At 64.5% G+C, this 19,458-nt stretch carries 13 protein-coding genes; 3 read left to right on the forward strand and 10 right to left on the reverse strand.

Annotated elements, in window-relative coordinates:
* From uppS to rpsB, 5 genes are all read right to left on the reverse strand, one after another.
* Complete coding sequence (gene uppS, locus CFE42_RS01545; protein WP_004626675.1) at window positions 1-777, reverse strand: polyprenyl diphosphate synthase; 777 nt, start codon at window positions 775-777, stop codon at window positions 1-3.
* 52 nt (window positions 778-829) lie between these two features.
* Window positions 830-1,390: a ribosome recycling factor gene (frr, locus tag CFE42_RS01550; RefSeq protein WP_004626673.1), complete on the reverse strand. Its 561-nt coding sequence runs from the start codon at window positions 1,388-1,390 to the stop codon at window positions 830-832.
* A 176-nt stretch (window positions 1,391-1,566) separates the two neighbouring features.
* Window positions 1,567-2,277, reverse strand: coding sequence for a UMP kinase (gene pyrH / locus CFE42_RS01555; protein ID WP_004626671.1), 711 nt, complete (start codon window positions 2,275-2,277; stop codon window positions 1,567-1,569).
* Window positions 2,278-2,569: 292 nt separating this feature from the next.
* Entirely contained in the window at window positions 2,570-3,448 is an 879-nt protein-coding gene (tsf, locus tag CFE42_RS01560; RefSeq protein ID WP_004626669.1) for a translation elongation factor Ts, read from the reverse strand.
* Window positions 3,449-3,701: 253 nt separating this feature from the next.
* Window positions 3,702-4,445 (reverse strand): 30S ribosomal protein S2, encoded by a 744-nt coding sequence (rpsB, locus tag CFE42_RS01565; RefSeq protein WP_004626667.1) that lies wholly within the window; start codon window positions 4,443-4,445, stop codon window positions 3,702-3,704.
* Between the two features lie 304 nt (window positions 4,446-4,749).
* Between rpsB and map the strand changes: the two genes are divergently transcribed.
* The 3 genes from map (at window position 4,750) to CFE42_RS01580 (ending at window position 10,289) form a co-directional block, all read left to right on the forward strand.
* On the forward strand, window positions 4,750-5,574 hold the full coding sequence (map, locus tag CFE42_RS01570; protein ID WP_004626665.1) for a type I methionyl aminopeptidase: 825 nt from the start codon (window positions 4,750-4,752) through the stop codon (window positions 5,572-5,574).
* Window positions 5,575-5,692: 118 nt separating this feature from the next.
* The gene (locus CFE42_RS01575) at window positions 5,693-8,281 is read left to right on the forward strand and encodes a [protein-PII] uridylyltransferase (RefSeq protein ID WP_004626663.1); all 2,589 of its coding nucleotides are present in this window, start codon (window positions 5,693-5,695) and stop codon (window positions 8,279-8,281) included.
* A complete protein-coding gene (locus tag CFE42_RS01580; protein ID WP_004626661.1) occupies window positions 8,265-10,289 on the forward strand; it encodes a pseudouridine synthase in 2,025 nt (674 codons plus the stop codon). The genes CFE42_RS01575 and CFE42_RS01580 overlap by 17 nt, the downstream gene beginning before the upstream one ends.
* 75 nt (window positions 10,290-10,364) lie before the next feature.
* Here the strand turns inward: CFE42_RS01580 and CFE42_RS01585 are convergent, their stop codons facing one another.
* The 5 genes from CFE42_RS01585 to smc form a co-directional block, all read right to left on the reverse strand.
* Window positions 10,365-11,486 carry an alpha/beta fold hydrolase gene (locus CFE42_RS01585; RefSeq protein ID WP_004626659.1) on the reverse strand — a complete coding sequence of 374 codons (1,122 nt, stop codon included), beginning with the start codon at window positions 11,484-11,486 and terminating at the stop codon, window positions 10,365-10,367.
* Between the two features lie 68 nt (window positions 11,487-11,554).
* Complete coding sequence (gene def / locus CFE42_RS01590) at window positions 11,555-12,088, reverse strand: peptide deformylase (protein ID WP_004626657.1); 534 nt, start codon at window positions 12,086-12,088, stop codon at window positions 11,555-11,557.
* Window positions 12,085-14,538 (reverse strand): NAD-dependent DNA ligase LigA, encoded by a 2,454-nt coding sequence (gene ligA, locus CFE42_RS01595; RefSeq protein WP_004626655.1) that lies wholly within the window; start codon window positions 14,536-14,538, stop codon window positions 12,085-12,087. The genes def and ligA overlap by 4 nt, the downstream gene beginning before the upstream one ends.
* Before the next feature lie 10 nt (window positions 14,539-14,548).
* Complete coding sequence (locus tag CFE42_RS01600) at window positions 14,549-15,763, reverse strand: cell division protein ZipA C-terminal FtsZ-binding domain-containing protein (protein WP_004626653.1); 1,215 nt, start codon at window positions 15,761-15,763, stop codon at window positions 14,549-14,551.
* On the reverse strand, window positions 15,764-19,279 hold the full coding sequence (gene smc / locus CFE42_RS01605; RefSeq protein WP_004626651.1) for a chromosome segregation protein SMC: 3,516 nt from the start codon (window positions 19,277-19,279) through the stop codon (window positions 15,764-15,766).
* Between the last annotated feature and the right edge of the window lie 179 nt (window positions 19,280-19,458).

Raw genomic sequence — 19,458 nt, forward strand, 5'->3', positions numbered from 1 at the left:
TCAGGCTCCGGCGGATAGCGCGGGGGGAACATCGGGCTCGAGCTGCGCGCTTGTGCGGCCGAAGCGGCGCTCGCGGTTGCGATACCACGCAAAGGCGCGATCGAGTTCTGCGGCATCGAAATCGGGCCAGTAGCGATCGGTGAAGTACAGCTCGGAATACGCAAGCTGCCAGAGCAGAAAGTTGCTGATGCGTTGCTCGCCACCGGTGCGGATGAACAAATCCGGCTCCGGCGCGTAGGACAGCGCCATGTACGGCGCGAGCATCTCTTCGGTGATGGCGTCGGGTGCAATGCCGGGCTTTGCCGTCAACAAGGCGCGCATGGCTTGCAGGATGTCCCAGCGCCCGCCGTAGTTGGCGAGGATCGTGACGGTCAGACCGGGATTGGCAGCCGTCTTGGCCTCAGCTTCGCGAATCAAGAGCTGGATGCGCGGGCTGAACGCAGACAGATCGCCCACCACGCGCAAGCGGATGCCGTTGTCGTGCAGCTTGCTGACCTCGCGGCGCAGCGCCGTCATGAACAGCTTCATGAGGAAGGTGACTTCCTCGGCCGGACGACGCCAGTTTTCGGAGCTGAACGCAAACAGCGTCAGGTAACCGACGCCTCGGCGTGCCGCCGCTTCAACGGTTGCACGCACGGCGTCGAGGCCGCGGCTATGCCCGGCCACGCGCGGCAGATGCCGTTCGGTGGCCCAGCGGCCGTTACCGTCCATGATGACGGCAACGTGGCGCGGCGTATCGGCGGTGTCGGGCACCGCCAGTGTGGAACTGATATGCATGAATCGGGCTTCCCACCGCATGCGCCCAATGCGCCGGCGGCGGGAGACGGCCTTACACCGTCATGATTTCCTTGTCTTTCTCGGCGACCAGCTTGTCGATCTCGGCGACGAACTTGTCGGTCAGCTTCTGAACCTCGTCTCCGCCGCGACGCTCGTCGTCTTCCGAGATGGCCTTGTCCTTCACCAGCTTCTTGAGCTGTTCGTTGGCATCGCGGCGCAGGTTGCGCACGGCGACCTTGGCATCTTCGCCCTCGCCCTTCACCACCTTGGTCAGCTCCTTGCGACGCTCTTCGGTCAACGCGGGCGTCGGCACGCGAATGATGTCGCCCATGGTGGCGGGATTCAGGCCGAGGTCCGCTTCACGGATGGCCTTCTCGACGGCTTGCACCATCTTCTTTTCCCACGGTTGCACGCCAATCGTGCGTGCATCCACCAGGGTCACGTTGGCAACCTGGCTGATCGGCACCATCGAGCCGTAGTAGTCGACTTGCACGTGATCGAGCAGACCGGTGTGGGCACGGCCAGTACGGATCTTGGCCAGATCCGTCTTCAGAGCCTCAATCGACTTCTGCATCTTCTGCTCGGCATTCTTTTTGACATCGGCGACGCTCATACTTCCTCCGAACGATAACGGCGGTCTGCCGAACTTGCGCCCCGGAAAACGACACAGGACACCGGCAAGACCAAAAAGACAATAGGCGATTTTACATGGAAGCCGCTCGCCAACGCCATTTACGCAGGGTCAGCGAACGGCAAAAAAGGCGCCTGCAACGAGGCTTGCTGCTGGCTTCAGACGTGCACCAGCGTGCCTTCGTCTTCACCCAGGATCACGCGCTTGAGCGCGCCGGGCTTCTGAATGGAGAACACCTTGATCGGCAGCTTCTGGTCGCGGCACAGCGCGAAAGCGGTCGCATCCATCACCTGCAGATTGCGCGAGATGGCTTCATCGAACGTGATGGTGGCGTAGCGGGTGGCGCTCGGGTCCTTCTTCGGATCAGCGGTATAGACACCGTCCACCTTGGTGGCCTTGAGGACGATCTCGGCGCCGATTTCCGAGCCCCGCAGCGCGGCGGCGGTGTCGGTCGTGAAGAACGGGTTGCCGGTGCCGGCCGCGAAAATCACGATCTTGCCCTCTTCCAACTGGCGGATCGCACGGGGGCGGATGTACGGCTCGACCACTTGGTCCAGGCGCAGCGCCGATTGCACACGGCCTTCGAGATTGGCGTGACGCATGGCGTCCTGCAGAGCAAGCGCGTTCATCATGGTGGCCAGCATGCCCATGTAATCGGCCGTGGCGCGATCCATGCCGGCGGCACCCCCCGCGACACCGCGGAAGATGTTGCCGCCGCCGATCACCACTGCCACCTGCACGCCCAGCTTCACGATTTCGGCGATATCGTTGACCATCCCTTCGATGGTGCTGCGGTTGATGCCGAAGGCATCGTCGCCCATCAGGGCTTCGCCGGAAAGTTTGAGTAGAACGCGCTTATAGGCAGGCATGGAGATCCTCGTGACGATTCCTGGTACGGGAAACAGGAAAGGGGGAAATGACGCTGCGGATATGATAACGACGTGCAAAGCGGGGACTTCGCACATCCCGCAACCTTCTTGCGCGGAAGCCTTCGGGACATTCACCAACGATGCCCGCGCAAGCAGGCTGCACCTGCAAACAGGGCACCTTTCGGTGCCCTGTTTGTTCGGCATTATACGGCTGCGCCAATGGTGGAAACGACGCCTCCCGGCCTGCGCCGGAGGGCGAATCGCCGCACCATCGGAAGCGGCCGTCGCAGCATTACGCCTGTTGCTTGGCAGCGGCCACCTGGGCAGCCACTTCAGCAGCGAAGTCGTCTTGCTTCTTCTCGATGCCCTCGCCCACCACGTACAGCGTGAAAGCCTTCACGGTCGTGTTGGCGGCCTTGAGCATCTGCTCAACGGTCTGCTTGTCGTTCTTCACGAACGGCTGGTTCAGCAGCGACACTTCCTTCAGGTACTTCTGCACGCTGCCTTCCACCATCTTGGCAACGATTTCAGCCGGCTTGCCCGATTCAGCAGCCTTCTGCTCAGCAACGCTGCGCTCCTTGGCGACCAGTTCGGCCGGCACGTCGTCAGCCGACAGCGACACCGGCTTCATGGCGGCAGCCTGCATTGCAGCGTCCTTAGCCGCCACTTCGTTGCCTTCGAATGCCACCATCACGCCAATGCGCGTGCCGTGCAAATACGAAGTCAGCTGCGTGCCTTCGAAACGCTGGAAGCGGCGGATCGTCATGTTCTCGCCGATCTTGCCGATCAGGCGGGTGCGCACGGCTTCGACCGTTTCGTCGCCGATCGACAGGGCCGACAGGGCAGCCACGTCAGCCGGGTTCTTCTGAGCGATCAGCTTGGCAACCTCGTTGGTGAAGGCCAGGAAATCGTCGTTCTTCGAGACGAAGTCGGTTTCGCAGTTCACTTCGACCAGGGCGCCCGTGGTGCCCTCGACGAACGCTGCGACCACGCCTTCAGCGGTGACGCGGCTGGAAGCCTTGCCGGCCTTGTTGCCCAGCTTCACGCGCAGGATCTCTTCAGCCTTTTCCAGGTTGCCTTCGGCTTCGGTCAGGGCCTTCTTGCATTCCATCATCGGCGCGTCGGTCTTTGCGCGCAGCTCTGCAACCATGCTTGCGGTAATTGCCGCCATTCTCATGCTCCTTGTTTCAGATCGTCGTCCGGTCGCGTGCGGATCCTTCCTCGCCTCGCGCCGGCCTGTCGTCCGGTTTCCATCCGGCCGCCCCACGAAATACGACGCGCGTGGGGCATCCGCATGACAAATTTCAAAAAAAAGGGGCGTTTGTTACGCGCCCCTGTCTGGCCATCAGCCCTGATCTGCTCCATCAGGTGCGGCCTGGCACGCGTCCCGCACGATCAAGCTGCGGGCGCCCGCCTTCTTGTGTTTAGCCTTCTTGGACTTCGACGAAGTCATCACCGCCGCGAGCGGCTTCAACCACTTCCTGGACCGCGTTGGCGCGGCCTTCCAGGATCGCGTCGGCCACGCCGCGCACGTACAGAGCAACAGCCTTGCTCGAGTCGTCGTTACCCGGGATGACGTAGTCGATGCCTTCCGGCGAGTGGTTCGTGTCAACCACGCCGATCACCGGAATGCCCAGCTTGGCGGCTTCGGTCACGGCAATCTTGTGGTAGCCAACGTCCACCACGAAGATGGCGTCTGGAATGCCGCCCATGTCCTTGATGCCGCCAATGGACTTCACCAGCTTGTCCATTTCGCGTTCGAACATCAGCGCTTCCTTCTTGCTCATGGTTTCGGTCGCGCCGGCTTCCTTGGCGACTTCCATGTCCTTCAGGCGCTTGATCGAGGTCTTGACCGTCTTGAAGTTGGTCAGCATGCCGCCGAGCCAGCGGCTGTCAACGAACGGCATACCTGCGCGAGCCGCTTCTTCAGCCAGGATCTCACGCGATTGGCGCTTCGTGCCGACGAACAGGATGGTGCCCCGGTTGGCTGCCAGTTGGCGCACGTACTTCAGTGCGTCCTGGTACATCGGCAGCGTCTTTTCCAGGTTGATGATGTGAATCTTGTTGCGATGGCCGAAGATGAAGGGGGCCATCTTGGGGTTCCAGAAGCGGGTCTGGTGGCCAAAGTGGACACCGGCTTCCAGCATTTCGCGCATGGTCACGGACATGAAATTCTCCAGTCGGGTTAGGTCTAAAGCCGCCTCAGACATCTTTCGCATGCGATACGAAAAACACCCGCGGTGAAGCGGCTCGCGATTTCAAGCGCCACCGGCCACATGACCGGCAACTGCTTAGCCAGCGATTATAGCGGCAAAAACCCAATCGACTCAAGGCCTTCCGAGCCTTCGCGACAAACGGCCCGAGGCTGGCGCCGAGCGCCCGAAAACCCCGGCCCTGGCGCTTTGGTGCGATAATTCACACTTTAGCCACGACGCGGCGCTTCGCGCGCTTGCGTGCAGAAAGAGTCACAGCATGGCCGTTACCATTCACACTGCCGAAGACATTGCGCACATGCGCGTCGCCTGCCGGCTCGCGTCCGAAGTCCTGGATTACATCACGCCGTTCGTGACGCCCGGCGTGACCACGGGCAAGCTGAACGAGCTGTGCCACGCCTACATGCGTGACGTGCAAGGCACTGTGCCGGCGCCATTGAACTATGCCCCGCCGGGCTATCCGCCCTTCCCGGCATCGATCTGCACGTCGGTCAACGACGTGATCTGCCACGGCATTCCGGGCGACAAGGTGCTCAAAAGCGGCGACATCGTCAACCTCGACATCACCGTCATCACCAAGGAAGGCTATTACGGCGACACCAGCCGCACCTTCGTCGTCGGCGAAGGGTCGATCCTGGCCAAACGCCTGACGCAGGTCACGTTCGAATGCATGTGGAAGGGCATTGCGGCCGTGCGTCCGGGCGCGCGCCTGGGCGACATCGGCCACGTGATCCAGCAGCACGCCGAAGCCGCCGGCTACAGCGTGGTGCGCGAATATTGCGGCCACGGCATCGGCAAGAAATTCCACGAAGATCCGCAGATCCTGCACTACGGCCGCCCGGGTACCGGGATGGAACTGAAGGCCGGCATGATCTTCACGATTGAACCGATGATCAACGCGGGCAAGCGCGACATCCGCACGATGCCCGACCAGTGGACCGTCAAGACGCGTGATCGCAGCCTGTCGGCGCAGTGGGAACACACGCTTCTGGTGACGGAGACTGGCCACGAAGTGCTGACCGTGTCCGCCTTGACGCCGCCGGCACCGGAATTCGTACACGAAGGCGCGCCGGCCACGGCCTGATCCTAACGGGCGAGCTGCACCGTCAGCGGCAGCAATGTCACGCTGATCTCGCCCCGCACCGGCTCAACTCCTGCAGCGACCGGCTCGTTCCGGTCGCTGTTTCATTCCCGCTCTGCTCATGCCCTCTGCTGCCGCCGCCCCTGCCGAAGAAGTCCATCCGCGCGACGCCCTGAAAGCTGAGCGCGCGCACCTGTTCGCGCAGTTCGACCAGCACGCCAACGTTCAGCAGCTCGTGACCAAGCTGGCACGCGCGGTGGACCGTGCGCTCGTGCGTCTCTGGCAGGAAGAGCAGATGCCCGCCACCTGCGCGCTGATTGCCGTGGGCGGCTACGGGCGCGGCGAGCTGTTTCCGCATTCCGATGTGGACATCCTCCTGTTGCTGCCAGGCACCGCAGACAAAGCCTTGGAGGCCCGGCTGGAGGCCTTCATCGGCCGCTGCTGGGACATTGGGTTGGACATCGGCTCCTCGGTGCGCACGGTTGACGAGTGCATCAAGGAAGCCGCACAAGACGTAACAGTACGCACGTCGCTGCTGGAAGCGCGTCTGCTGACGGGCGACGAAGGTTTGTACCGCACGTTCGAGACGCACTATCAAGGCCATCTGGACGCCGCAGATTTCTTCCAGTCGAAACTGCTGGAGATGCGCCAGAGGCATGCCAAGTACCAGGACACGCCGTATTCGCTCGAGCCGAACTGCAAGGAAAGCCCCGGTGGTCTGCGCGACCTGCAGGTGATTCTGTGGATGACGCGCGCGGCAGGTTTCGGTTCCAGCTGGAACGAGTTGCTTGCCAACGGCCTGCTCACACGCCGTGAAGCACAGGAACTGGTGAGCAACGAGCGCCTGCTCAAAACCGTGCGTGCGCGTCTGCACCTGCTGGCCGGGCGTCGTCAGGACGTGTTGGTGTTCGACCTGCAGACGCAGCTGGCCGAATCGTTCGGTTACCGCCCGACCACCGCCAAGCGCGCGAGCGAACAACTCATGCGCCGCTATTACTGGGTAGCCAAGGCTGTCACACAGCTCAATACCGTGGTGCTGCAAAACATCGAAGCGCGGCTGTTTCCGAGCGAGCTGGGTATCACACGCAAGATCAACGATCGTTTTGTCGAGCGCCAAGGCATGCTCGAAATTGCCGACGCCGATCTCTACCAGCGCGAGCCGACGGCCATTCTTGAAACGTTCCTGCTGTACGAGCAGACGCGCGGCATCAAGGGACTGGCAGCCAGCACGCTGCGGGCGCTCTACAACGCCCGGACGTTGATGGACGCCAAATGGCGCAAGGATCCGGCTAATCGCGCGCTGTTCCTGTCGATCCTGCAGCAGCCGCAGGGCATCACGCACGCGCTGCGCCTGATGAACCAGACCAGCGTGCTCGGCCGCTACCTGGTCAACTTCCGTCGCATCGTCGGGCAGATGCAGCATGACCTGTTCCACGTCTACACGGTCGATCAGCACATCCTGATGGTGGTGCGCAACATCCGCCGCTTCGCCATCGTCGAGCACACGCACGAGTTCCCGTTCTGCAGCCAGTTGATGGCGAACTTCGACAAGCCGTGGGTGCTGACCGTGGCGGCGCTGTTCCATGACATTGCGAAGGGGCGCGGCGGTGACCACTCCGTGCTCGGCATGTCCGACGCACGTCGCTTCTGCAAGGAACACGGCATCGCCAAGGAAGACGCCGACCTGATCGTCTGGCTGGTCGAACACCACCTGACCATGAGCCAGGTCGCGCAGAAGCAGGACCTGGGCGATCCCGAAGTCATCCGCCATTTCGCTGATCTGGTCGGTACCGAACGCCGGCTGACCGCGCTGTATCTGCTGACCGTTGCCGACATCCGCGGCACCAGCCCGAAGGTGTGGAACGCCTGGAAGGGCAAGCTGCTGGAAGACCTGTATCGCATGACGCTGCGAGTGCTCGGCGGTGCCACCACCGACCCGCACGCCGTGCTCGAAGGCCGCAAGGAAGAAGCGCGCGCGCTGCTGCGCCTGGCCGCGCTGGACGACACCGCGCACGAGGCGCTGTGGAAACAGCTCGACGTGGGCGTGTTCCTGCGCCACGACGCGCGCGATATCGCCTGGTTCACGCGGCACTTCTACAACCGTGTCGACACGACGATCCCGATCGTGCGCGCACGCATTTCACCGGCGGGCGTGGGCTTGCAGGTGGCTGTGTACTCGCCGGATCGGCCCGATCTTTTTGCGCGCATCTGCGGCTACTTCGAACGCAAGAGCCTGACGATCCTGGACGCCAAGATCCACACCACCAAACACGGCTACGCGCTCGACACCTTCCAGGTGGCCGACCCCAGCAGCGGCCTGGTGGAGCCCGGGCATTACCGCGACATCATCACGCTGGTCGAACACGAACTGGCCGAACAGATCTCGCGCGAAACCGCCCTGCCGGAGCCGCCGCGGGGGCGCATCTCGCGCCAGTCGCGCAGCTTCCCGATCAAACCGCGCGTCGACCTGCGGGCGGACGAGCGCGGCCAGTATTACCTGCTCTCCATTTCCGCGACCGACCGCACCGGTCTGCTCTACGCCATTGCCCGCGTGCTCGCACACCGCCGCGTGTCGGTACACACCGCGCGCATCAACACGCTTGGCGAGCGCGTGGAAGACATCTTCCTGGTCGACGGCACGCGCCTGACCCAGGACAACAAACTGCAGCTCGAACTTGAAAGCGAGCTGCTTGATGCGCTCGCCATCTGAGCGCCAGCCTTACCGGTCTAGATTCATGACTACCGATTCCGATGATTTCCCGGGCGACGACGACAAGCACCGCGCCAGCGACCCGACTCAGCGCGCCACCCGCCCTGGCAAGCGTGCCACACTCGGCGTGCGCCGCGACGACGAAGGCAATGCCGTACGTTCCACCACCGGCAAGCCGCTGCGCTCATCCGACCTGAACCGCGAGCGCCAGCCGCTGCGCCCATCGCAGCGCAGGCCCAAACAGGAAGAAGGCGCCGGTAAGCCGCCGCGCCCCGCACGCCCCCCGCGCCGCGACGACGACGGCCAGACGCGCGAAGCCAAGCCGCGCCGCATGCAAGGCGATCGCCCGCCGCGACGCTTTGATGATGAGCGCCCGCCGCGTCGATTCAACGATGAGCAACGACCGCCCCGCCGCTCCGACGACGAGCGTCCGCCGCGACGTTTCGAAGATCGCCCACCTCGCCGGTTCGACGACGAGCGTCCGCCGCGCAGGTTCGACAACGACCGTCCCCCGAGACGCTTTGACGATGAGCGCCCGCCGCGCCGGTTCAGCGACGACCAACGGCCGCCTCGTCGTTTCGATGAGGAGCGCCCACGCCGCTATGGCGACGATCAACGCGCACCGCGTCGTGATGGCGACCAACGCCCTCCGCGCCGCTTTGACGAAGAACGCCCGCCACGCCGGTTCAATGACGAGCAGCGGCCACCGCGCCGCTTCGACGAAGAGCGCCCCCCGCGCAAGTTCGGTGACGATCAGCGCCCGCCCCGTCGTTTCGATGACGAGCGCCCGCGCCGCTATGGCGACGATCAACGCGCACCGCGTCGTGATGGCGACCAACGTCCGCCGCGCCGCCTTGACGACGAACGCCCCCCGCGCCGGTTCAGCGACGACCAACGTCCGCCCCGTCGTTTCGATGACGAACGCCCGCGCCGCTATGGCGACGATCAACGCGCGCCGCGTCGCGATGGCGACCAGCGGCCTCCACGACGCTTTGACGATGAACGCCCGCCGCGCCGATTCGACGACGAGCAACGGCCGCCGCGGCGCTATGGCGATGACCGGGCTCCGCGTCGCTTCGATGACGAACGCCCTCCGCGTCGTTTTGACAACGACCAACCACCGCGTCGCTTCGATGATCGTCCGGCACGTCCGCAACGGCCCGAGCGCGAGCGTGAGGAACGCGCTCCGCGTCACGCCGAGGAGCAGGCACCGCGCCCGGCGCAGCAGACCGAATCGAGCGGACTGGTCCGTCTGTCCAAGCGCATGTCCGAACTGGGGCTGTGCTCGCGCCGGGAGGCCGATGAATGGATTCCGCGCGGCTGGGTGCTGGTGGACGGCGAGCCCGTCACCGAACTGGGTTCGCGCGTCAAGCCGGATGCGATCATCGAGATCCATCAAGCTGCGAGATCCGAGCAAGGCGAGCGCGTCACCGTGCTGATGCACAAGCCGGTCGGCTATGTGTCAGGCCAGGCGGAAGACGGCTATCAGCCGGCGGTTTCGCTGTTCGTGCCGGAAAACCAGTGGGAAGCCGACCCCACGCGCAAGCGCTTCGCGCCGTGGCAGCGCCGGGCGTTGGCGCCGGCCGGTCGACTGGATATCGACTCCACCGGCTTGCTGGTGCTGACGCAGGACGGCCGCGTGGCGCGCCACCTGATCGGCGAGGATTCGACGGTCGAGAAGGAATACCTGGTGCGCGTGGTATGGCATTCGCCAAACGGCGTGGTCGAGCGCGACATCTCCAAGGTGTTCCCGGAAGAGCTGATGGAGAAGCTGCGCTTTGGCCTGTCGCTCGACGGCGAAGCACTCAAGCCCGCGAAGGTGAGTTGGCAGAACGAAGAGCAGCTGCGCTTCGTGCTGCGCGAAGGCAAGAAGCGCCAGATCCGCCGCATGTGCGAACAGGTGGGACTGGAGGTGGTGGGCCTCAAGCGCATCCGCATGGGCAGCATCGTGCTGGGCGACCTGCCGGTCGGTCAGTGGCGCTTCCTGGGGCCGTTCGAGAAGTTCTGAGGCAGCCTCTGCCACAAAGAAAAAACCGGTCAACGCATTGCGCGCTGACCGGTTTTTTTTTGCCCGCTGTCTACATTACAGATGCGGCGCCTGGCAGGCTGCACCCGCGGTGTTGGCCGATGCAGGCACGCCGAACACAGCTTGCGCGCCGCAGCGCGAGCCGAACATCTTCGCCTGGTCGTGGCCTACGCCAACCACTTCGTGCGCCTGGTGATTGACGCGCTTGCGTCCCGCCATGTGGCGCTCGTAGCGCCAGTAGTTGCGTGCGCGATCCACGCGCGTCGGGCCTTCGGCCTCGGCACCGCAGAGCTTGTCGAGCACGCGGTGGTTCGGATCGTTGTCGCTCGTGCCGGCAAGGTACGTCACGTGGCGCTGCGCGTATCGGTTGAACAGCTGGCGGCCTGTCTTGCCGGCGGCATACGGAACCATGTCGACCATGCCGTACTTGTAGTGGTCGTAGTCGGGGCAGACGCTGGTGCTGTAGCGCGCAAAGCCCTTGCCGCTCGGACGCTCCGGCGTGAAATACAGATATGACGAGGGGTTGGCGACCACGTAGCGCAGGTCGATGCCGCGCTTGCGGATCGCCTCGTCGACGTTGTTGAGCACAGCGTAGCGTTGCACGATCTGGCCACCGCCCGAGTGGCCTGCCACCGTTACGCGCTTGACGTTGGGCGCGCGTGCCGGGTCGGTCACGTAGCCGATCAGGTCATCCAGCACCTTGAGCGAACTCAGGTCCGTGTAGGGTGCGTTGGTGGCGTTGAAGCCCCCGATCCAGCCGTCCACCGACCACACGGGCATGCCGTCGAAACCCTTGCCCTCATCGGGCGTGCCGGGAAAGTTCGGGGCAATCAGCAGGACCTCGTCGGGATTGCGGCCGCTGGCCTGGAGCAGATCGGCGCCAGCGGTGTAGTAGTCGTTTCCGTTGCGCTGCAGGCCGTGCTGAACGAACACGACTTCGCGGATGCCGCTCAGGTCGCCATCAAGCGGATGGTTTGCATAGACAGGGAAATCGTAGGCCACGGCATCCGTACCCAGACGCACGCGTTGCCAGACCGGGCTCTGAGCCTTCTGGGCAACCGGTGCGGCCGCCGGCGTTTCCGGTGCCTGCGGCCCCGCGCACGCCGCCACCCCCAGCATCGCCGTCATGGCCACCCCAAGCGCCAGCCGGCGCCAGCCCCTCAAACCATCTCGCCTCATATCGTCTCCGTGGTGGATGAAACACGCGTCCACCCGCCCCCGCAGATGCGACGCTGCCGCAGTCTCGATCAGTCGTCGTGATTGGCGGGCAATTCCGGGAACAGCACTTCGGTAAAGCCGAAGCGGGTGAAGTCCTTCACGCGCATGGGATACAGCACGCCCTGGAGGTGATCGCATTCGTGCTGGACGACGCGCGCGTGGAAGCCCTCGGCAATACGGTCGATGGCGTGGCCGTGCTGGTCGAAGCCGGTATAGCGCAGGCGCGTGTAGCGCGGCACCACACCGCGCAGGCCGGGTACCGAGAGGCATCCTTCCCAGCCCTCTTCCATCTCGTCCGACAGCGGCTCGATGGTGGGGTTGATCAACACCGTCTTCGGCACGGCCGGTGCATCCGGATACCGGTCGTTACGATCGAACCCGAAGATGACGACCTGCAGATCCACGCCGATCTGCGGGGCTGCCAGACCGGCACCGCGCGCCGCATCCATGGTGTCGAACATGTCTTCGATCAGGGCAGTCAGTTCGGGCGTGTGGAAACGCTCGACCGGCTTGGCAACGCGTAGCAGCCGGCTGTCGCCCATCTTGAGGATGTTTCGGATCATGCCTGGTCTCCCGCCGGTTTTTTTAACAGCGCGAGCATACCCGCTTCGTCCAGAACCTTCACGTTCAATTCTTCGGCTTTGGCGAGCTTGCTGCCGGCATCTTCTCCGGCGACAACGTAGTCGGTCTTTTTCGACACCGAACCCGATACCTTGGCGCCTGCCGCTTCCAGCATGGCCTTGGCTTCGTCACGCGTGAGGTTCGGCAATGTGCCGGTCAAAACGACCGTCTTGCCGTCCAGCACGCCTTCTTCGGCGGCCTCAGCAGGCATGGCAGCGAGCAACTCGCCGCGCAGCGCGTCGAGCTTCGCCAGTTGCGCGCGATGGTCGTGCGAGGCGAGCCATTCAAGCAGCGATGCAGTCACATCCGCAGGCAGGCCAGCCAACTGATCGGGCTCAACGCTGGCCAGCTGGGCAAGCGTTGGCGCTGCCACGGCCAATTGCTTTGCGCGCGTGGCGGTCAGCTTGGGCACGCCCAGCGTGGCGTACAGTTCGGCCGGCTCCAGCTTCTCGCGCAGCTTCGCGTTGGGCGCATGCTCGCCTTGCGGTGCAACACCGGCTTCGAGCAGCGCATCGAGCGCCTGCTGGTTCTTCGGCTCGGCAAAGAAATCGGCGATGGCTTCAGCCACCGTGGCACCCACATCGGGCAGCGCCAGCAGCAGCGGCGCAGGCGCACGCCGGATCATGGCCAGGCTGCCGAGCCAGTCGGCAAGCGTCTTGGCGGTCGACTCGCCCACGTGGCGAATGCCCAGCGCAAACAGGAAGCGCGCCAGCGGCGGCGTCTTGCTGGCCTGGATGCCCTCCAGCAGATTCTCGGCCCACTTGGTGGCGATCTTGCCTGCGGAAACCGTCTCGGGCGTCACGCCATCACGTTCGTCCGCACGGCGCTTCATCTCCAGAAAATCTTCGAGCGTGAGCTTGTACAGGTCGGCAATGCCGTGCACGTAGTCCAACTCGACCAGGTTGTCGATGTAACGCTCGCCCAGGCCTTCGATGTCCATCATGCGGCGACCGGCAAAGTGGCGGATCGCCTCCTTGCGCTGCGCCGAGCAGAACAGGCCGCCGGAGCAACGGGCCACCGCCTCACCCTCTTCGCGCACGACGTGCGAGCCGCAAACCGGGCACGTCTTCGGCAGTTCGAATGGCGGGTACTTGGGCTGCTGCTGCGGATTGAACAAGTCGCTGCCCGGGACGTCATCCAGTGGGCGGCGATCAAGCACCACACTCACCACCTCGGGAATCACGTCACCCGCGCGCCGCACGATCACGGTGTCGCCCACGCGTACATCCTTGCGGCGCACTTCGTCTTCGTTGTGCAGCGTCGCATTGGTGACCGTTACCCCGCCAACAAACACCGGCACCAGCCGCGCCACCGGCGTGATGGCGCCCGTTCGGCCGACTTGCACGTCAATGGATTCGACCGTGGTCAGCGCTTCCTGCGCCGGATATTTGTGCGCAACCGCCCAGCGCGGCTCACGTGAGCGAAAGCCGAGTTCACGCTGCAACGCGAGCGAGTTGACCTTGTAGACGACGCCGTCGATGTCGAACGGCAAGCTGTCGCGCTTGGCCCGGATGGCCTCATGAAATCTGACCAGGCCTTCACCGCCCGCCACAGCCGCGCGTTCATTACTGACCGGGAAACCGAACGCCTGCAGCACGTCGAGCATGCTGGAATGCGTGCCGGGCATGCCCTTCCAGCCGGCCACTTCGCCCAGCCCATAGGCGAAGAACGACAGCGGGCGCTCGGCAGCCATCTTAGGATCGAGCTGGCGGACGGCACCGGCTGCGGTATTGCGCGGGTTGACGAAGGTCTTGTCACCGCGCTCTCGCTGGCGGGCGTTGAGCTTCTCGAAGTCGTCGCGGCGCATGTAGACCTCGCCGCGCACTTCCAGCACGTCGGGCACGTGGCCATCAACTGGCGACAGCCCCAGCGGAATCTGGCGGATCGTGCGGATGTTCTGCGTGACGTCTTCGCCGGTAGTGCCGTCGCCGCGCGTGGCCGCCTGCACGAGATAACCACGCTCGTAACGCAGGTTGATCGCCAGGCCATCGAACTTCAGCTCGGCGGCGTATTCCACGGGCGGATCGGTGTCATCAAAGCCCAGCTCGCGCCTTACGCTGGCGTCGAACGCGCGCGCGCCGTTGGCGGTGGTGTCGGTCTCGGTGCGGATCGACAGCATCGGGATGACATGCCTGACCGCCGCAAATTCGGGCAGGACGGCGCCACCGACCCGCAGCGTGGGCGAATCGGGTGTCTTCAGCTCGGGGTGTTCGGTTTCCAGCGCTTCCAGCTCGCGATAGAGCCGGTCGTATTCAGCGTCGGGCACACTGGGCTGGTCGAGCACGTAGTACTCGTGGGCGTAGCGGTTCAGCTCGGCGCGCAGCCAGGCTGCCCGCGCCTCGGGCCGGTCTTTTGAGGACGGTCCGGACGCGGGTTCTGCAGTCTTGCTCATCGTGCGTCCGTCAGTGGCTGAACAAGCGCACCGCGGTGCTGGAACCGGCCGGGATGCCGCGCGATTCGAGCTTGTCGTACAGCACCCGCAGATGCTTCTGGATGGCGACGAACGATTGCTCCGTCAGCGGACGCAGGTTGTCATCCACGACCTGCGCACCCATGCGCTGCGACAGCGTGTAGGCGTATTCGCACACCAGCTTGAACGGCTTGCTCGACTCTTCCGCCACCGGCACATCGAGCAACAGCGTGATCTGTCGGCCGGCCTTGACGGTCAGGTCATCGCGCAGGAAATTGGTGTCGCCAAACTGCAGCGTGAACAGTGCGCGCTGCACACCGTCGCCCCCCGCATGGAAGCGCGTGAAGCGCGTGCCGTCACGCGAGAGCACGAGGCCGTCTTGCGTGGCCACCGTCTGCACGTATGCTGCCGACCATGGGGCGCCGTCGGAGATCACGCTCACGCCCAGTTGCACATCGCATTCGGCGGCAAACGCGTCGAGTTCGCGCGCATTGGAAATCGTCTCGTTCATGTCCGGCAGTTCCGGGACGGCATCGGCCGCTTCCGACAGCGGATCGATCGCGTTGATGAATTCCGAGAACTCCAGCGCATTCAGCGGGCCCGTGCGATTGGCCAGTTGCACGGCCACCTGCACGTCCAGGTAGCGCTGCCCGGCGCGGATGGCTTCCCACGCATTGGCGGCGGGGTTCAAGCCTTCCACGTGGATCTGCTTGGTGCCTGCGCGGCGCAGCTTGGCGAGCGACGGCAGCAGACGGTCGCCCGACACTTCTCGATCCGGGTGCAGCGGCACGATGCAGTCGATCAGCGGATCGATCACGCCATTGGCCGGCTCCAGCGAACCCGGGGCGGGTTCGGCAATCTCTCCGGCCTCGGCGGCTTCGAGCGCGGCATCGTCGCCCGAGGGTGTGAGTTCGGCGCCAATCACGCCGGCTTCGGTTTCGGCGCTGCCCGTGGCGGGCGTGTGCGTCTTCGCCGAGAAACCGGGCTCGAGACGCGGTTCGACGCGGTTGATTTCGTCGCGCTCGCCACCGAGGGCCGGTTCGGCGCGCTCGGTCCAACCGTCGCCGCGCGGTGTCTCGTCGACGGGCGGGTTGTACGCCTCGGGGCCTCGCGCCTTGCGGATCTGCCACTGGTTGTACACAACGATCACCAGCACAAACACCACGCCGGCGCCCAGCAGGGCCATCACCAGGTTGTTGTCCTGCATTTATGCAGCCTCCGCCATGGTCAGCGCGGCATCCATATCCACCGCCACGATCCGGGACACACCTTGTTCCTGCATGGTCACACCGATGAGCTGTTGCGCCATTTCCATCGCAATCTTGTTATGAGAAATAAAAACGAATTGGGTCTTGTCGGACATGCGCTTGACCATGTTGGCGTAGCGCTCGGTGTTGGCGTCGTCCAGCGGCGCGTCCACCTCGTCGAGCAAACAAAACGGGGCCGGGTTCAGCTGGAACATCGCAAACACCAGCGCAATCGCGGTCAGCGCTTTCTCGCCGCCCGACAGCAGGTGAATGGTCGAGTTCTTCTTGCCCGGCGGCTGCGCCATCACCTGCACGCCCGCGTCGAGAATCTCCTCGCCGGTCATCATCAGCTTGGCCTGGCCGCCGCCGAACAGCGTCGGGAACAGCTCGCCAAAGTGATAGTTGACCTGGTCGAACGTGCCTTGGAGCAGCGCGCGAGTTTCCTGATCGATCTTGCGGATGGCATCTTCCAGCGTGGTGATGGCGTCGGTCAAATCGGCCGATTGCGCATCCAGGAAGCCCTTGCGCTCGCGCGCCGCCGCCAGCTCGTCGAGCGCGGCCATGTTGACCGGGCCGAGCGCGTTGATGGCGTTGTTGATGCGCGTGACTTCACCTTGCAGGTACGAAGGCTTCAGGTCGCCGGTCAGGCGTTCGGCCAGGACGGCCTCGTCCACGTTGGCAGCGGTGAGCTGCTCGGTGAACTGCTCCTGGTTCAGGCGCGCGGCCTGCTCCTTCAACTGCAGCTCGGTAATACGATCGCGCAGTGGTTGCTGGCCGCGCTCGGCGCTCAGGCGTTGCTCGTCGTGCGTGCGCAGTTGTGCGGTGAGTGCATCCAGTTCCATGCGCGCCAACCCGAGCTTTTCTTCCTTCTCAGCACGGCGCTCCAGCGCTTCCTGCAAACCGGTATGCGCGGTCTGCTCGTTGATGGTCTCCAACTCTGCGCGCGCGTTCTCCAGCGTCAGCACGATCTGCTGCGCCTGATCGCTCGCCACCTGGATGTTGCGCTTCAGTTCGGCAATGCGGTTCTGCAGATTGCGCTCGGCAAAGTGGGCTTCCTGTGCGCCGCGCTCCTGGTCGCGCAAGGCGTTGCGCGCATCGCTCAGGCGAACTTCGAGCGCCTCGAACGCCTGCTGGCTGTCTTCAAAGCGCGCCTGCATATCGGCGAGTGCCGCATCGTGCTGTTCGAAGGCCGCTTCGGACTCGGCACGGATGGCACGCTGCTCTTCGATCTGCGCGCGAATCTCTTCCAGCTCGCTGTCGATCTGGCCGCTGCGCGCGTTGTAGCGCTCCATCGCTTGCGACAGCTTGAGCACGTCCATCTGCAGCACGTGCACGCGGCGCGTGGCCTGCTCGGCGCGGGCCCGCACCTGCGTGAGGTTCTGGCTGGCCTGGCTGTACGCCGCTTCGGCGCGCACGGCAGCGCTCTTAGCCTCGTCGGCCAACAGCATCTGCGCACGCACCTGCTTGTGCAGGTTGTCAATTTCCTGCGCGCGAGCCAGCATGCCGGCCTGTTCGGAATCGGGCGCGTACAACTGCACCGATGACCGGCCAATCAAGTGCCCGGCCTTGATGACGAACGTGCCGCCTTCCGGCAGCGTCTGACGCGCGGCGAGCGCGGCCTGCATGTCGTCGGCGACATAGACGTCGGCCAGCCAGTCTTGCAGCACGGCACGAATGCCCGGCTCCGTCACTTGCACCAGCGACATCAGCGGACGCAGCCCCGCCGGCGCTTCCACCGGACGCGCTGCAGGCGGCGGCGCATAGAAGGCGAGCTTGGCGGGCGGCGCGTCAGCCGCAAACGCCTTGATCCAATCGAGGTTGGAGACTTCGAGCGCGCCAAGCTTTTCACGCAGCACGGCTTCGAGCGCGGGCTCCCAGCCCTGCTCGATCTGCAGCTTCTTCCAGAAGCGCGGCAGCTCGCTCAGTTCATGCTTGGCCAGCCACGGCTGGACCTTGCCGTCGGTCTGCACGTTCTCCTGCAGTTGCTTGAGCGCGGCACGGCGGGCTTCCAGGCTGGCAATGGCGGCGGCTTCCGATTGCACGCGGTCTTGCGCGGCACGGCGTGCCTCGTCGAGCTGCGGCACCTGTGTCTCGGCGTCTTCCAGCGCGGCCTGCGCTTCGGCCAACACTTCTTCCTGCTCAGCCAGTTCGGCACGCAGCGTTTCGAGCTGCACGTCATCCGGCTTGTCGAGGCCGGAGGACTCCTGCGTCAGACGTTCGCGGCGCTGCTCAAGCTGCAGCAGGGCCTGGTCGGCATTGCGCTGGTGCGCGGCTTCGAGCTTGAGCGCCTGTTCCGACTGCAGAATCGCGGCGCGCTGATCGTTCAGCGTGGTCTGCGCGTCCCGCCATTGCGCCTCCATGCCCGGCAGTTCGTCGGCTTTGCGCACGACGTCTTCGGCGGCCTGCGCGGCACGCTCCTCGGCCATGGCCAACTCTTCCTCGGCCGCGGCAAGGTCTTCCTGCGCCTGATCGCCCTGCGTATGCCACTGCTCCTGCTGCGCGGTCAGCGTGGCGATCTGCTGCTGGATGCGGTTGCGCGATTCCACCACGTAGCGGATCTCGGCTTCCAGACGGCTGACTTCGGAGTTGGCTTCGTAGAGCGCGCCCTGCGCGGCGTGCATCGCATCGGACGAGGCGTAATGCGCAACGCGCATCGTTTCGAGTTCAGCCTCGATATGGCGCAACTGCGCGGTCTGCGCTTCCAGGTCGATCTGCGCCTGTTCGATGGCACGCTGATGGCGCTCTTGCTCAGCCTGCGCTTCACGCTTGCGCAGCAGCCACAGCAGGTGCTGCTTCTCTTCGCCGTCGGCCTGCAGCGCCTGGAAGCGCTGCGCGACTTCGGCCTGGCCCTCGAGCTTTTCGAGGTTGGAGCCGAGTTCGCGGAGGATGTCTTCCACGCGTGTGAGGTTTTCACGCGTGTCGGAGAGGCGGTTTTCGGTTTCGCGGCGGCGCTCTTTGTACTTCGACACGCCCGCGGCTTCTTCCAGGAAGATGCGCATGTCATCGGGCTTGGCCTCGATGATGCGCGAGATCATCCCCTGCCCGATGATGGCGTAGGCGCGCGGCCCCAGGCCCGTGCCGAGGAAGATGTCCTGGATGTCGCGGCGGCGCACCGCCTGGTTGTTGATGAAATACGACGAGGTGCCATCGCGGCTCAGCACGCGCTTGACCGCCACTTCGGCGTACTGGCTCCACTGGCCGGCGGCGCGGCCTTCCGCGTTATCGAACACGAGTTCGACGCTGGCGCGGCCAGCCGGCTTGCGCTGGGTCGAGCCGTTGAAGATGACGTCCTGCATCGATTCGCCACGGAGTTCCGCGGCGCGTGATTCGCCGAGCACCCAGCGCACGGCGTCGATGATGTTGGATTTACCGCAACCGTTCGGGCCGACGATGCCGACAAGCTGGCCCGGAACATGGAAATTGGTCGGATCGACGAAAGACTTGAAGCCTGCGAGCTTGATCGAAGAGAGGCGCACGTTGTGTTCGTCTCGAGGGGATCAGAAAAGGGGGATAAAGCGGGCGCCCCAGGAGCGCGCCTTTGTCATCACACCAACGCCGTGCGGCGCGGACTGACAAGGGACGCCCAGGGGCGCGGATGGCGCCATCATACCATTCGCACCCTAGCCTCCCGCCAATCAAATCGCTACAAAAATGG

Origin of the sequence: Ralstonia sp. PBBBR1 (assembly GCF_002256165.1) — a bacterium.
Taxonomy (GTDB): domain Bacteria; phylum Pseudomonadota; class Gammaproteobacteria; order Burkholderiales; family Burkholderiaceae; genus Ralstonia; species Ralstonia thomasii.

Coding starts and splice junctions, on each gene's coding strand:
- ligA (WP_004626655.1), bottom strand. CDS start 14,538: ATGAGCAAGACTGCAGAACCCGCGTCCGGACCGTCCTCAAAAGACCGG.
- CFE42_RS01580 (WP_004626661.1), top strand. CDS start 8,265: ATGCGCTCGCCATCTGAGCGCCAGCCTTACCGGTCTAGATTCATGACT.
- pyrH (WP_004626671.1), bottom strand. CDS start 2,277: ATGCCTGCCTATAAGCGCGTTCTACTCAAACTTTCCGGCGAAGCCCTG.
- tsf (WP_004626669.1), bottom strand. CDS start 3,448: ATGGCGGCAATTACCGCAAGCATGGTTGCAGAGCTGCGCGCAAAGACC.
- frr (WP_004626673.1), bottom strand. CDS start 1,390: ATGAGCGTCGCCGATGTCAAAAAGAATGCCGAGCAGAAGATGCAGAAG.
- map (WP_004626665.1), top strand. CDS start 4,750: ATGGCCGTTACCATTCACACTGCCGAAGACATTGCGCACATGCGCGTC.
- uppS (WP_004626675.1), bottom strand. CDS start 777: ATGCATATCAGTTCCACACTGGCGGTGCCCGACACCGCCGATACGCCG.
- def (WP_004626657.1), bottom strand. CDS start 12,088: ATGATCCGAAACATCCTCAAGATGGGCGACAGCCGGCTGCTACGCGTT.
- CFE42_RS01600 (WP_004626653.1), bottom strand. CDS start 15,763: ATGCAGGACAACAACCTGGTGATGGCCCTGCTGGGCGCCGGCGTGGTG.
- rpsB (WP_004626667.1), bottom strand. CDS start 4,445: ATGTCCGTGACCATGCGCGAAATGCTGGAAGCCGGTGTCCACTTTGGC.
- CFE42_RS01585 (WP_004626659.1), bottom strand. CDS start 11,486: ATGAGGCGAGATGGTTTGAGGGGCTGGCGCCGGCTGGCGCTTGGGGTG.
- CFE42_RS01575 (WP_004626663.1), top strand. CDS start 5,693: ATGCCCTCTGCTGCCGCCGCCCCTGCCGAAGAAGTCCATCCGCGCGAC.